This window comes from Aquitalea magnusonii, from assembly GCF_002217795.2.
Lineage (GTDB): Bacteria > Pseudomonadota > Gammaproteobacteria > Burkholderiales > Chromobacteriaceae > Aquitalea > Aquitalea magnusonii_B.
This window is the reverse complement of the sequence record NZ_AP018823.1, coordinates 251,211-265,791: the sequence shown is the minus strand read 5'-3', so window position 1 is coordinate 265,791 and position 14,581 is coordinate 251,211. Positions and strand designations below refer to the sequence as shown.

Annotated in this window: 10 protein-coding genes; 6 read left to right on the top strand and 4 right to left on the bottom strand. The window is 60.7% G+C overall.

Translation table 11 applies throughout. From position 1 onward, the window contains the following. Positions 1-71 precede the first annotated feature (71 nt). On the bottom strand, positions 72-1,139 hold the full coding sequence (locus tag DLM_RS01330) for an alkene reductase (protein WP_089084031.1): 1,068 nt from the start codon (positions 1,137-1,139) through the stop codon (positions 72-74). A 331-nt stretch (positions 1,140-1,470) separates the two neighbouring features. On the opposite strand from DLM_RS01330, the gene DLM_RS01325 reads away from it, so the two are divergent. After that, positions 1,471-1,914: a winged helix-turn-helix transcriptional regulator gene (locus tag DLM_RS01325; protein ID WP_089084030.1), complete on the top strand. Its 444-nt coding sequence runs from the start codon at positions 1,471-1,473 to the stop codon at positions 1,912-1,914. Between the two features lie 283 nt (positions 1,915-2,197). Then, a complete protein-coding gene (locus tag DLM_RS22890) occupies positions 2,198-2,449 on the top strand; it encodes a hypothetical protein (protein ID WP_145985746.1) in 252 nt (83 codons plus the stop codon). 166 nt (positions 2,450-2,615) lie between these two features. On the opposite strand, the gene DLM_RS01315 is transcribed toward DLM_RS22890, so the two are convergent. Both DLM_RS01315 and DLM_RS01310 read right to left on the bottom strand, forming a co-directional pair. Continuing rightward, positions 2,616-4,322 (bottom strand): amidase, encoded by a 1,707-nt coding sequence (locus DLM_RS01315; protein WP_089084028.1) that lies wholly within the window; start codon positions 4,320-4,322, stop codon positions 2,616-2,618. Positions 4,323-4,506: 184 nt separating this feature from the next. Beyond that, positions 4,507-5,421 (bottom strand): LysR family transcriptional regulator, encoded by a 915-nt coding sequence (locus DLM_RS01310; RefSeq protein WP_045845725.1) that lies wholly within the window; start codon positions 5,419-5,421, stop codon positions 4,507-4,509. Between the two features lie 196 nt (positions 5,422-5,617). Between DLM_RS01310 and aguA the strand changes: the two genes are divergently transcribed. The 3 genes from aguA to DLM_RS01295 all read left to right on the top strand — a co-directional run bounded on the left by aguA (position 5,618) and on the right by DLM_RS01295 (position 11,110). Next, positions 5,618-6,724 (top strand): agmatine deiminase, encoded by a 1,107-nt coding sequence (gene aguA, locus DLM_RS01305; protein ID WP_089084093.1) that lies wholly within the window; start codon positions 5,618-5,620, stop codon positions 6,722-6,724. A 299-nt stretch (positions 6,725-7,023) separates the two neighbouring features. Next, positions 7,024-8,676 carry a SulP family inorganic anion transporter gene (locus tag DLM_RS01300; protein ID WP_089084027.1) on the top strand — a complete coding sequence of 551 codons (1,653 nt, stop codon included), beginning with the start codon at positions 7,024-7,026 and terminating at the stop codon, positions 8,674-8,676. 283 nt (positions 8,677-8,959) lie between these two features. After that, positions 8,960-11,110, top strand: coding sequence for an AsmA family protein (locus DLM_RS01295; RefSeq protein WP_089084026.1), 2,151 nt, complete (start codon positions 8,960-8,962; stop codon positions 11,108-11,110). Between the two features lie 293 nt (positions 11,111-11,403). On the opposite strand, the gene DLM_RS01290 is transcribed toward DLM_RS01295, so the two are convergent. Continuing rightward, entirely contained in the window at positions 11,404-13,371 is a 1,968-nt protein-coding gene (locus tag DLM_RS01290) for a monovalent cation:proton antiporter family protein (RefSeq protein WP_089084025.1), read from the bottom strand. Between the two features lie 215 nt (positions 13,372-13,586). Between DLM_RS01290 and DLM_RS01285 the strand changes: the two genes are divergently transcribed. Continuing rightward, a complete protein-coding gene (locus DLM_RS01285; RefSeq protein WP_089084024.1) occupies positions 13,587-14,567 on the top strand; it encodes a KpsF/GutQ family sugar-phosphate isomerase in 981 nt (326 codons plus the stop codon). The last annotated feature ends 14 nt before the right edge of the window (positions 14,568-14,581 follow it).

Here is a 14,581-nt window from a genome sequence, read left to right as displayed (position 1 = left end):
CCGGCTGGCATGCGCCTGCCATCGGGGTATGACCCCATATAAAGGCAGGCCTCAACCGGCCGATGCGGCCATCAATAGTCGGTGTAGCCTTTTTCACCCGGCGTATAGAAGGTAGCGGGATCAGCGACAAGCAGCGCCTGGCCTGACTGCAGCTTGGTCACCAGATCCGGATTCGAGATGAACGGGCGACCAAATGAAACCAGATCGCCACGTTCAGCATTAAGGTCTGCGTTGGCTCGTGCCAGGTCATAACCACCGGAAAGAATGTATGCACCGTTGAAGGAGGAACGAATTTTTGCCTTCAAATCAGGGCTGACTTTGGGCGCGCCCATTGAGCTGTGATCCACCACATGGATGTAGAGCAGACCAAGCGCATTGAGCGCGTCGATCAGGCTCAGGTAGAGCGCATCCATTTCGGCATCCGGCAACATGGCATTGAATACGCCATAGGGAGAGATACGCATGCCAACGTGCTCGGCACCAATCGCGGCAACGGTTGCCTTGGCCACTTCGACAGCAAAGCGGATGCGGTTCTCGACTGAGCCGCCCCAGCGGTCATTGCGCTGATTGGACGCGGTATTGAGAAATTGGTCGATGAGATAGCCATTCGCGGCATGCAATTCCACGCCGTCAAACCCGGCCTGCATAGCCAGTTTGGCCGAGGCGGCATATTCGGCAATGCTCTGGGCGATGTCGGCCTCACTCATTTCCACCGGAACGGGATAAGGCTGCATTCCCGAGGCATCCGTCCATAACTCTCCCGCTACGGCAATTGCCGAAGGAGCCAGCACACGCGCGCCCGCCGGCAGGTTCGCAGGGTGGCTGGCCCGACCGGTATGCATCAGTTGCACAAAGATTTTGCCGCCATTCTGATGCACGCTATTGCTTACCCGTTGCCATCCCTGCATGTGCTCTTGGTTGAACAGCCCGGGAATGCGGGAATAGCCCAGACCGTTGGGAGATGGAGAGCAGCCTTCGGTAATAATCAATCCGGCCTGCGCACGTTGGCCGTAATACTGTTCCATTAACGCATTGGGTACATTGCCGATTGCACGGCTGCGGGTCAGTGGTGCCATCACAATGCGGTTCTTCAGCGGCAAGCTGCCAAGCTGGATGGCGGAGAACAGCGTACTGTCCATCACGAATACTCCTACAGGTTAAATCAAGGACGGCTTGCGCCCTTGATTGGTCACAGCGCAAGAAGCCGGGGGGTGCTCTGGCCGGTTTGCATCGCGCTAAAGAAATGGCTGTCTGCCGTGTCCTATGGCTGCCAAGGACTGATCTTCGCCAGGGAAGGCAGCTACGCCATCGGCGGTGAATCTGAGCCTTGCACATGCAGGGCAGTAGCGGCATTGCGCTTGTTCATGCATGAATGCCCCGTGTGGGGTGGATTGCTTGTTATCGGGGTGTTACTATCAAACCGATATGAACAATACCAATAGTCTGTAAAAAAGTCACTATCGAAATGATATGAACACGGAAAATATTTCTAGCAACCCCTGTCCGATCGCGCGCAGCGTGGCTTTCGCTGGCGACGCATGGTGTCTGTTGATTCTGCGCGATGCCCATTCCGGACTGACCCGCTTCGATCAATTCCGCAAAAGTCTTGCTATCGCGCCGACCATACTGACCCGGCGGCTAGCCATGCTGACTGAGGAAGGATTGCTGGAGAAACGGCGCTATTCGGAGCACCCGCCACGCGAGGAGTATCTGCTGACCGAGGCCGGACGTGATTTTCTGCCAGTGCTCTTTATCATCGGCGCATGGGGACGCAAATACCGAGGCGGCGGCAAACTGGTACAGTTTTTTGACGCCGAGACTGGAACAGAAATCAAGGCAGTGGCCATCGATGAAGTGACGGGGGCGAAGATTGGAACGCGCCCGATACGAAAGGTCGCGCCAGAGGCAGACTGAACAGTGATCTGGCGATGGCCCCGGCCAAGCCAAGTTTGCAGTCCGTTTGGGTAAAGTGCCGTACTTGCGTTGGGCTGCGTGGCACAGCGTGTCGAGGGCAAGACGCTCGATACTGCCGGCAGCCACCACGCGGCTGCTAGGTTTTTTTGTGCCGCAACATGCAAACAAATCGGCAGGAAATAATGGCGATGGCCCGCGGTTTACTCTGCAGATGCCAACAGCAGCAAAGAGACAGATGAGGCGCCATTCAGTCAAACAAGCGTATGTCCATCGGTGATAGAATATGCTCAAAGCATCATTACCCACCTACACCGTATTGGAATCGCAAACAATGGATGTGCTGCAAGTTGCACAAGGAGAGTTACAAGCTGCAATCCTCCTTGCCAAGGAAATTTCAGGACTGACATCAAGTGCCGCAGAAAAGCTGAGGCTGGAGCTACTGGAGACGCTGCTGCACGATGTGTACCAACAGCTTGATGATGCCCAGCACCAGATCAATGTAGTCGAGGGGCGTGATCAAACCAGCTTGATCTAAGCGGCCTCTCCCCACACCGACACCCAGGCCATGTGTCACCGCGGCGGCACGATCAATTCCGGCAGCGCGTTGCTCTGCCAAGGAAAAAGCCAACCGGCAACGGTTGGCTTTTGCTTGACTGCTGCGTTTGGGTGCCGCCAGCCGGCCCATGGCTGAGCAGCGCGCTTTAGCTGCCAAGCGGCGGAGTGCGCGGCGGAATCAGCCGCCGCTTGCCGGTGGCCTCGAAGGCGCTGGCAAAACGCAGCAGCGCGTTGTCGTCGTAAGCACGTCCGGCAAAGGTCAGGCCCACCGGCATGCCGATATCGGCCATCACGCCCATCGGCACGGTCACCGTCGGCACGCCCAGGTGGCGGATGGCGAGGTTGCCATTGGCCACCCACACCCCGTTGCTCCAGGCAATGTCGGCGGAAGCCGGGTTGACGTCGGCATCCGCCGGGCCAACGTCGGCCAAGGTGGGAAACAGCACGGCGTCCAGCTTGAGTTCGTCCATCCAGTCTTCCAGGTCCAGCTTGCGGATTTTCTCCAGGCCACGCAGGCCGTCGGGCACACTGGCAATCTGGTCGAAGGACTTCAGTCCGCGCTTGGCCATGTTGACATACTCTTCCATGCCGGCTGCCAGATCGCCCTCGCGGTTGGGCAGGGTGCCGGGGTCGTGCGGGAAGATTTGCGGGCCATCCACGTCTGCCAGCTTGTTGAGCCTGGGGTCGCCGTTGGCGCGCAGGAATTCATCGAAAGCCCAGCCGGACAATTCCCATAGTTCATCGTGCAGGAAGTCCGGCGGCAAGATGCCGCGATTGGCCACGGTGGGTGCGCCGGGACGGTCGCCTTCACAGTTGGATACCAGCGGGAAGTCCACTTCAATCACTTCTGCACCGGCCGCTTCCAGCGCCTGCCGCGCGGCTTCCCACAAGTCGATTACCGAGGCGCGGGTATGGATGCGCTGGCCGGTGGGGCCGCCGATGCCGGGCGCAGCGCTGGTGCCGGCCAGTTCGTCCTTGTTGATATACATGCGCGGCACGCCAAAGCGTTTGCCGTTGAGCGTTTCGGGCCGGGACAGCAGGGCCGGATAGGCTGCCGGTCGCACACTGGAGGCTTTGGGAATCGCCACCCAGGGTTGCAGGCGCCACAAGTCGCCACGGGTGACCGGGTCGTCTGCCACGATGATGTCCAGCACTTCCAGCAGGTCGGCCATGGTGCGGGCATAGGGCACGACAACATCCATGGTGGGGGTCAGCGGCCAGTTGCCACGTACCGAAATCACCCCGCGCGACGGGGTATAGGCGCACAGGCCGTTATTGGATGCCGGGCCGCGCCCGCTAGACCAGGTTTCTTCCGCCATGCCGAAGGCCGCGAAGCTGGCGGCGGTGGCAGTACCGGCCCCGTTGGACGAGCCGGAGGCAAACGGCGCAGTCAGGTAGTTGGCGTTATAGGGGCTTTCGGCTCGGCCATAACAGCCACGCTGCATACCGCCATTGGCCATTGGCGGCATATTGGTCTTGCCCAGGCAAATGGCACCGGCGGCGCGCAGGCGGGAAATGGTGAAGGCATCGTGCTGGGACAGCAGCTCCTTGAAAGCCGGGCTGCCGGAAGCGGCGGTCAGCCCCTTCACCAGATAGCTGTCCTTGGCGGTGTAGGGAATGCCATCCAGCGGGCCCAGTGTTTCGCCACGGGCACGGCGCGCATCGGAGGCTTCGGCCTCGCGGATGGCTTGCGGATTGGGCACCACCACAGCATTCAGCCTGGTCTCGGTAGCGGGGCCATCGTAGGCCGCTATCCGTGCCAGATAGGCCTGGACCAGTTCCACCGCAGTGGTACGCCCGGATTCGAGCGCGGCACGCAGCTCGGCAATGGATAGCTCGGTAACCTCGATCATGCTACTACCTCCACTTAAGAAGACGGGTTTCATTCCCATCACGCTGACAGCCTTGCACCAAGCGCAGGCATGGGCGATGACGCAATATGGCGGCTAATCTACAAGAGTCCCACTCATGCGGGAAAATGATTCATTTTGATACACCCATTCATGCGATGAATACCGGGCTGCCAGCTGCATGCAGCTAGTCGGTGGATTCGATCAGGCTGCGCATCAAGCCACGCAGCCACAGCAGCGCCGGGTTGCTGTCCTGCACCGGATGCCAGATGCAGTTGAGGTGATAGCCGGGCAACTCCTCCGGCAACGCCACCATCTTCAACGGCCAGTAGCCTGCCATCATCGCTGCCACTTTTTTGGGCAGGATGAACAGGTGGTCGGTATGGCTGACAATGGCCGCCGCCGCCATATAGCTCTGGCTGTGTACCGAAATCTTGCGCTGCAAGCCGCGCGCGGCCAGAAAGTCATCCATTGGCGAGCCCAGATTGCCCAGCGGCGCATGGAAGACATGCGGCAAGGCAATCAGGTCGGCCAGGGTCAGCCGGTCGCTGCAAAAAGGGTGGCCGGCACGCAAGATGCCGATCAAGGGCTCGTTCAGCCAGGTTTCCCGGCACAGATAGCCGGGAATCTTCATGTATTCGTCAAAACCCAGCAGAAAGTCGATTTCCCCGTCGGCCAGCGCCAGTTCCGGAATCTCCTCGCGCAGGATGGTGATGTCGATATGGACATTGGGCGCTTCCACCGCCAGCTTTTTCACCAGCGGCGGAATCAGCACGCACTCCACGTAATCCGTGGTACACAGGGTAAAGCGGCGCGTGGAAGTGGCCGGGTCAAACGCTTCTGGCTGGCTGAAGTGGCTTTGCAACAGGCTGAGCGCCTGATGCACACCCTGTTGCAGGTAGAGCGCCTTTTGCGTGGGCTGCATGCCGTGCGGCGAGCGCACCAATAATGGGTCGTTGAAGAATGCCCGCAAGCGGTTGAGCGAGTGACTCATCGCCGGCTGGCTGACAAACAGTTTCTCCGCTGCCCGCGTGACACTGCGCAGGCTGACCAGGGCATCCAGCGCCAGCAGCAGGTTCAGGTCCAGCTGATGCAATTTCACATCATTCACCGTATTTATGAAAGTATTCGTATTGTTCATTTGCTGAATAGTTTGCCTCTCCCTAGACTGCGTCTGTCAATCATTTCCTCGTGCATGGCAGACAAAACCGGCTGACTTGTCGCACCGCCGGACAGCGCTGCAGCTGCACGATGTCCTGAATACTTCCGATGGCATCAATCAATGCATGGTGATCTCAATGAACAGCACAACGCACACTAGCCTGCCTGCCGCCGACGGCTTTCACATGCCGGCCGAATGGGCTCCGCAACAAGCGGTATGGATGATCTGGCCGCAGCGCCCGGATAACTGGCGCCATGCTGGACGCGAAGCGCAACAAACCTTTGCTGCCATCGCCAAGGCCATTGCCGCAGCCACCCCGGTGTTCATGGCGGTGCCGCAAGAATGCATGGCCGCAGCCCGTGCCGTGATGCCCGCCGAAGTGACATTGGTGGAAATGAATAGCGATGACTGCTGGATGCGCGACAGCGGCCCCACCGTGGTCATCGACCAGGCTGGCCAGGTGCGCGGCGTGGACTGGCAGTTCAATGCCTGGGGCGGTTTTAACGGTGGCCTGTATCACCCGTGGGACCAGGACAGCGCAGTGGCCAGCCAGGTATTGGCCCACCATGGCTTTGACCGCTACGCCGCGCCGCTGGTACTGGAAGGCGGCTCGATCCATGTCGATGGTGAAGGCACGCTGATGACCACCGCCGAGTGCTTGCTCAACCCCAACCGCAATCCGCATTTGTCCAAACAGCAGATTGAAGCCTTGCTGTCCGAATACCTGAATGTCAGCCATTTCATCTGGCTGCCCGAAGGCGTGTTCATGGATGAAACCGACGGTCATATCGACAATATGTGCTGTTTTGCCCGTCCGGGTGAGGTGATCCTGCACTGGGTGGACGATGAAAACGACCCGCAATACCCGCGTTCGCAGGCCGCCTATGCAGTGCTGTCGCAAGCGCGCGATGCCAAGGGCCGCCAGTTGAAGATCCACAAGATGCTGTCGCCGGGCCCCTTGTACTACACCGCAGAAGAAACTGCCGGCGTGGTAGCCAGCGGTCAGGCCGTCCCGCGTGAAGTGGGCGAGCGCATGGCGGCTTCCTATGTGAATTTCCTGATCAGCAACAGCCAGATCATTTTCCCGCTGCTGGACGAGCGTACCGATGCCGCGGCCGCCAGCCGCCTGCAGGAAATCTTCCCGGAATACCGCATTGTCGGCGTACCGGCGCGTGAAGTGCTGCTCGGTGGCGGCAATATCCACTGCATCACCCAGCAGATTCCGGCAGGCAAGGCGAGCTAAGCGCTATTCTCCACGGAATCCGGCACCGCAAAAGCCAGGCCTTGCGCCTGGCTTTTTCATTTGCCAAGCCTTGCCCCTGCAGGCTCCAGCACAGAGGCATAGTCTGTTTGCATTATTGTCGCCATGCGGCACTGCTCATACCATCAGCATCATCTTCAGCGCAGTGGACAGGATGCCAGCCACATCGTTGCGTCCATTGCACCCGCCCCCGGCATTCCGCGACGCTCAGCCGCGCGGCAACAACGGCACAGACCGTCGGCACGGGTCGGCACATTCACTCAAGGCGTGGGACAGCAGAGATGAAAAGCTTCAACAGCATTGCCGCCGGCCTGATCACGGCCAGCATTGCCATATCGGTTAACGCCGCGTTTTCCGACCTGCTCAGCACGGCGCTGCACAGCGCGGCGGCACGCGCCCTGCTGTTTTCGCTCATGATGGCCGCCTGCTGCCTGGCCATGCTGCTGCTTAGCGCCAATAGCCGGTTGAAGCTGGCCATACCCGGCCTTGATGAGCCGGCACTAGTCATTCTTGCCGCACTTGCCGCCAGCAGCTTCTTGCATCTTTCCACCTTGCATGCCACACCCGCACGCATGCTCACCACCCTGCTGCTGAGCAATGCGCTGACGGCAGTGTTCGCAGGCGTGGCGTTCCTGCTGGCCGCCCGCTTCCGTGCCGGTCAACTGGCCCGTTGCCTGCCGTTTCCTGTACTGGCGGCTTTCATGGCCAGCAGCGGCCTGCTGCTGATTGTGTTCGGCCTGAGCATCTCGGCGGCGCACAATCTATCGATCAGCCAGCCGGCCAGTTGGCATCTGTCAGGCGCAGAGCGCATGCAACTGGGCTGGGGCCTGGGCTTCGGCCTGCTACTGCTGCTGTGCATGCGCAAGGTGGATCATCCGGCCATGCTCAGCGCCCTGTTAGCCCTGGCCTGCCTGCTTGGCCCCGCCGCCAGTCCGGCACAAGCTACCGCCGCCAGCCTGCCGCCGCTGGAACTGGCGCAGCCAGCGTGGTCGGCAATAATGGCGGCGCTGCCCAGCATGGCGGCGGCGGCGGTCATGGCCATGCTGGGCAGTACCAGCAACATCATGGCCTTGGATCAGGCCCAGCATGCTGGAGCCGACCTGAACCACGAATTGCGGATAAATGGCATTGCCTGCCTGGGTTCTGCGCTGCTGGCCGGCCCGCCAGTCAGCGTGATGCTGTCCGACAGCTTGCTGGCCGGCAGCATGGGGGCAAGACGCTGGCCGCTGGCCATCACCTTCGTCACTTGCGGCATGCTGGCCATCTGGCAGCAGCAGTTGATGCTCCGTCTGATCCAACCCTTTGTGCTGGGTGGCGTGCTGGTGTACTTCGGGCTGGAGCTGCTCAGCCAATGGCTGCGTCGCTGGGCGGCGCTGTGCCGGGCCGAGCGAGGCATCCTGCTGGCCAGCATGCTGGTGTTTCTCGTGGTGAATGTCATGGCCGGCATTGCCGTGGGCCTGATGCTATCAGCGCTGTTGTTCTGCTATCGCGCCAGCCAGGCCAGCCTGCTGCGCACCATCGCCTTGCTACCTGGCAATCCAATCACAGGCGAGCAGGGCCTGCTCAAGGTGGAACTGAGCGGCCAGCTTTATTTCGGCTCGGCCAGCCGTCTGTACGCGCAATTGCAGGCAGAAATCCACCAACATCTGCCAGCAGCGGGCAAGGTGGAGCTGTGCCTGCGTCATGCCAGCCTGGATAGTTCGGCCATGCAGGCACTGCACCGGCTGCGACTGTGGTGCGAACAGCAGGGCCATCTGCTGCAGCTAAGCTGCCACGAAGCCACCATGGCCGGCCAACTGCGCCGCTGGGGCATGACGGTGCAGACCGAGAGCCCGAGACTGCTGCCATCGCATGACGAAGCCGTGCATCAGCGCGCCAGGACGGCAAGCACGCCGCCGCGCTTCATGCACCTGCTGCAAACCGGCCGCAAATAAGCGGGCAACACCCCCTCCCTGGCGCAGCCACGATGTAAAAACCGGTAAGCCTGCTCCCGCCTTCTTTCCTTCCCAGCGCCCGCCAAACCGACGGTCCGCATCATCACACCGGACCGAATTGCAGCCCGCTAGATAAAGCATGCTAAAATTCGCACTTTACAAACGCGGGCTGCCCGGTAATATTTTTGCTTCGCCAAACTCGGGCAAGCGGCTGCCAAGCCCTGTCAGCCAACGCCATGCTTGCAAACGACACTACCCCGCTTAGCCCCCCGAAGATGCACTCATGAAATGGAACTCCGGCCGGCTATGGCTTCGAATCTCTGTGTATGGCACCACCTCGCTGCTGGCGCTGTTCATTCTCATCCAGGCGCTGATTTTCTGGCAATTCGATGAATCGGCCATTCGCAAGACGCTGACGTCCTCCCTCAGCGACACCCAGCGCCAGGTGTTGGTGGAAGGCAAGATCACCCCGACACTGTTTCCCTCACCAGGGCTGAGCATTCACCAACTGAGCATTAGCGAAGCTGGCGGCACACAACCGTTTGCCCGCGTGGAACAGTTGGATGTCTATCTATCCTGGCTGCCCTTGCTGACCGGCAACCGTGAAATCAAGGCCCTGGAACTGCATGGCGTCACGGCGAGCATCGTCCGCAGCGCAGACGGCCGGCTCTCCATCATGGACCTGCTGCAGCGCCGCATTCCTGGCACGGTCAGCATGAAGCTGGACCGGCTGGTCATCCGCGAAGGCAGCTTGCTGTACAGCGACAAAACCAACGGCACCGAGCAGAAGCTGGACACCATCAGTCTGGATGCCGACGATCTGCGCAGCGGGGCCAGCCTGAGTGCCGCCGCCATTCTTAGCAACGGCAAGCGCCCCATCCGCCTGGCCGTCAGCACCCCGCTCACCATTCAGGACGACCAGGTCAGCCTGGAAAAGCTGGATGCTGTCGCCCTGTCCGAACTACCAGGTCTGGGCGAAAGCAAGTTTGCCGCCACCGGCCAGTACAAGCTGAACTTCGCCACCCTGCAGACTTCCGGCAAGGACCTCAGCTTCCGTTTCAGCAGTGAACGTCCCAGCAGCCAACTGGAGCTGAAGGTGCCGGAACTGAATGCCAGCTTCAACGAAGTCACCATGCCCTCCGGCCACCTGAGCGGCAAACTCAGCTACGCCCACAGCCAATACCAACTGGACGCCGGGCTGGAAAACCTCAAACTGACCGAAGGCGGCCTGGCTGCCGACAAGGTGAAGGGGGACTTCAACTGGCAGGCTGGCGACACCCGGCTCAATTTCAAACTGGATGCCCCGCTGGCGCTGATGGGCATGAAACAACTGCGCATGCAGCCCCTGAACATGACCGCCACGCTCACCACGCCGCTGCTGCCGCGCGGCAAGCTGCTGTCCAGCATGGAAGGCGCGCTGGATGGCGATCTGGACGAACCACGGCTCAACCTGCGGGTTGCCGGCAAGCTGGATGGCTCGGACCTGTCGGTGACGGTCAGCCAGTTCGGCCTGATGAAGCCACGCCACGAAGTAACCCTATCAGTGGGCAAGCTGGACCTGAACCGCTATCTGCCGGAAACCAAGGGCGATCCGGTGGCCATCTTCCAGGACAGCAAGCCGATTCCGCTGGACTGGCTGGACTATTTCGACCTCACCGGCAAGGTGGCGGTGGGTGAGCTGGCCATGGGCCGCTTCCGCATGAACAACCTGAATGCCAGCGTGCGCATCAACCCGCGCGAACTGGAGCTGGATCAGATGTCCGCCGACATCTACCAGGGCCGACTGCAAGGCGACATGCTGCTGGCACGACGCGACACCCCGCACCTGGAAGTCAAGCAGACGCTGAAAGACATGAATATCCGCCCGCTCTTGGTGGATCTGTTCAATTTCAGCCGGCTGGATGGCAAGGGCAGCGGCCATATCGACATCAATGCCGATGGCAAATCCTTCCTTGAACTGCGCAACACCTTGACCGGCAATGTGGAAACCAGCCTGAACAAGGGCGCGTTGACCGGTATCGACCTGGTGGCCGCGCTGAAAAACCTGCCGGCAGAACTGAAGGAATGGAATACCCAGGCCCAGGCCGATCAGAAAACCACCTTCTCCACCCTGTCCACCAGCTTCCGCCTGGACAAGGGGGTGGCCCGCAGCCAGAACATGCAACTGGCCTCACAACTGGTGAATGTAAAGGGCTCCGGCAAGGTGGACCTGACGCAGAATATTGTCGACTACACCATGGATGTGCAGGCCAATCCGCAGGAGTTCAGTCGCCTGAAGGGGGTGAATGTGCCGCTGAAGATTACCGGGCCGCTAAACGCGCCGGTGTATGCGCTGGACTTCAACGCCATGGTCAAGGGCAAGAAGACCGAAGGTGAAAAGCAGCAGGCGCTGAAACAGGAACTGAAAAAGCAGATCACCACCATCCTGCCCTGACCATCCGGCCCCGGCATGCAACAGGCCGTGTCAATCACACGGCCTTGCAGGCTGCTCACCAATACATTGGCGGCATTTGAGCAGGCCCCGGCTCTGCCGACTGACGGATTGATTCCGCAGCCCTCCCATCCACCTCCCCAGCCTTGCCCTGCCCATTGCAGCAGGAAGTCTCGCTTTCTTGCCGGAAAGCGGAAGCAAGCTGTCCATCATCGGCAAGGCCGTGTCAGTGACACGGCCTTTGTCATGCTGCGAGCGGCAAATCAGCCAGGCAATGGTGGCGGTGATGTGTCAGCTCAGCCCTGCAGGATACGGTTTTCCGCCAGTGCCAGTTGCTCCGGCGTCCCCAGTACCACCAGCACATCATTGGCGGCAATTTCAAAATCGGCGTCAAAATCCAGACGGCGGATGCTGTTGCGACGCAAGGCCTTCACTTCCACGCCCAGTTGTTCCAGTTGTAAAGCACCCAGCGGATGGCCGATGGCATATGCGCCAGGGCAGGCCTGAATGCTGAGCAGACGAGGTACGAGCGCCTCGTCCAATCCCTCGGCGTCATCGCTGGTGCCACGGAAGAAGCCACGGAACAGGTTGTAGCGTTCTTCGCGCACCGAACGGATACGGCGCAGCACCCGGTTCAGCGGCACGCCCAGCACCATCAGCGCCTGCGAAGCCAGCATCAGGCTGCCTTCCATCACCTCGGCCACCACTTCATCCGCCCCGGCCTGGCGCAACTGGTCGATATCACTGTCATCCACGGTACGCACAATCACCGGCAAGTCTGGCCGTGCCGATTGCACCGTGTGCAGGATGCGCAGCGCACCGTGCGTATCGGCAAAGGTCACCACCACCACCTTGGCCCGCATCAGGCCACCGGCAATCAGCACCTCCTTCTTGCCGGCATCGCCAAACACCACCGGATCACCAGCCTCGCCCGCCTCGCGCACCCGTTCCGGGTCCATGTCCAGTGCAAAAAAGGGAATGTCTTCGGTTTCCAGCAGACGCGCCAGTGCCTGACCGCTGCGGCCATAGCCGCAGATCAGCACATGGTCGGACTTGCCCATGCTCTCCACCATCAGGTGGTGCAGGCTGAAGGCCTGCATCATCCAGTCCTGCTTCACCAGCCGGCGGGTGATGACCTCGCCATACATGATCATGAACGGTGCCACCAGCATGGACAGCAAAATGGCGGCAATCGCAGCCTGCTCGGTACTTTCGGCAATCAGCCCCAGATTGCCGGACAGGGCCAGCAGCACAAAGCCGAACTCGCCGCCTTGCGCCAGCGCCAGGCCGGCACGCATGGAATGGTTGGGCGGATGGCGCAGCAAACGGCCCAGCACAAAGACAATGCCCAGCTTGGCCAGCAGCAGCAGGCCCAGCATCAGCGCCACTTCGCCAAAGCGCTCAAACAACACCGACAACTGCAGGCGCATGCCGACGGTGACAAAGAAAAAGCCCAGCAGGATGTCACGGAAGGGCTTGATGTCCTCTTCCACCTGATAACGGTATTCGGTCTCGGAAATCAGCATGCCGCCCACAAACGCCCCCAGCGCCAGCGACAGGCCGGACAGCTCGGTCAGCCAGGCCACCCCTAGGGTGATCAACAACACATTGATCATGAACAGCTCACCGGAACGCTGGCGCGCCACCAGATGAAACCAGGGCCGTACCAGGCGCTGGCCAAAGAACAGCAACAGCGCCATCACCACCACCACCTTCAGCGCCGCCAGGCCCAGGTCCATCCACAAGGTCTCACTGCCACCGGCAAAGGCTGGCAGCAGGATCAGCAGCGGCACCACCGCAATGTCCTGGAACAGCAGCACGCCAATGGCCAACTGTCCGTGCTGCAAATTCAGCTCCAGTCGCTCGGTCAGCAATTTGCTGACAATGGCGGTCGATGACATGGCCAGCGCACCGCCCACGGCAAAGCCGGACAGCGCAGAACCGGTCAGCCAGCCCATCACCAGCGCAATCAGCAACAAGGTCACCACCACCTGCGCCAGCCCCAGGCCAAACACCAGATGGCGCATGGCACGTAACTTGGGCAGGGAGAACTCCAGCCCGATGGAAAACATCATGAACACGATGCCGATTTCACCCAGAAACTGCGTCTCCTCGCCTTCGGGAATCAGGCTGGCCACACCGGGGCCTGCCAGGAAGCCCACCACCAGATAACCCAGCATCGGCGGTACACGCAGGCTGCGGCACAAGGTAACGGACAACACGGCAGCCAGCAGAACCAGCACAATCGGGGCAAGCGAATGCATGAGCGCAACAATCTCCTGTGTAAACGCGGGAAAACCAGCAAGACGGTAACGATGGTTACCGGTAAAGATAAGCTGCCAGCAGCAGCCAGACAGCATAAATCATGCGCCGGATGCGGGCAAAATCCATCCGGAGATGGCACACCAAATCAGACTCCAAGCAAAAGATGCACCAGCTTCTGCCTCCAGCGATTATAACCTTTGATATACTTTCCCCCATGGAAAAAGCTCAAACAAGCTCCCGACTCGACCTGGCGCGTGAAGTGCTGCAGACCGAGGCGGATGCAATTCTGGCCCTGTCCCGTCGACTCAATGGTGATTTTCTGCGTGCCGTAGAAGCCATCCTGGCCTGCACCGGCCGTATCGTCGTCACCGGCATGGGCAAATCCGGCCATGTGGGCCGCAAGATCGCCGCCACCCTGGCCAGCACCGGCAGCCCGGCCTTTTTTGTACACCCGGCAGAAGCCGCCCACGGCGACCTGGGCATGATTACCGCACAAGACGTGGTCATCGCCCTGTCCAACTCCGGCGAATCCGGCGAAGTAGTCGCCCTGCTGCCCGCGCTCAAGCGCAAGGGCCTGGTACTGATCGCCATGACCGGCAACCCCGCCTCCTCGCTGGGACGTGAAGCCGACATCCTCTTGGACACCCAGGTGGAAAAAGAAGCCTGCCCGCTGGGCTTGGCCCCCACCACCAGCACCACGGTGCAGATTGCGCTGGGCGATGCCCTGGCCGTCACCTTGCTGGATGCACGCCAGTTCGGCCCGGAAGACTTCGCCCTGTCCCATCCCGGCGGCAGCCTGGGCCGCCGCCTGCTGGTTCACGTCAAGGATCTGATGCACAGCGGCGACGAGCTGCCGCGCGTGCTGCCCGGCACGCCGCTGAAGGATGCTCTGCTGGAAATGTCGCACCAGCGCCTGGGCATGGTAGCCATTGCCACCGCAGACAACACCATCAAGGGCATCTATACCGATGGTGACCTGCGCCGCACGCTGGAACGCTCGGGCAATATCTATGATCTGATTATCGATCAGGTGATGAGCCCCGCCCCGCAAACCATCCTGCACAGCAAGCTGGCCACCGAAGCGGTCCACCTGATGGAGCAACGCCGCATCACCAGCCTGCTGGTGATCGATGCCGACGGCAAGCTGGCCGGTGCCATCCACATGCACGACCTGCTCAAGGCCGGCGTCGTCTAGCCGCCAACAAGGAA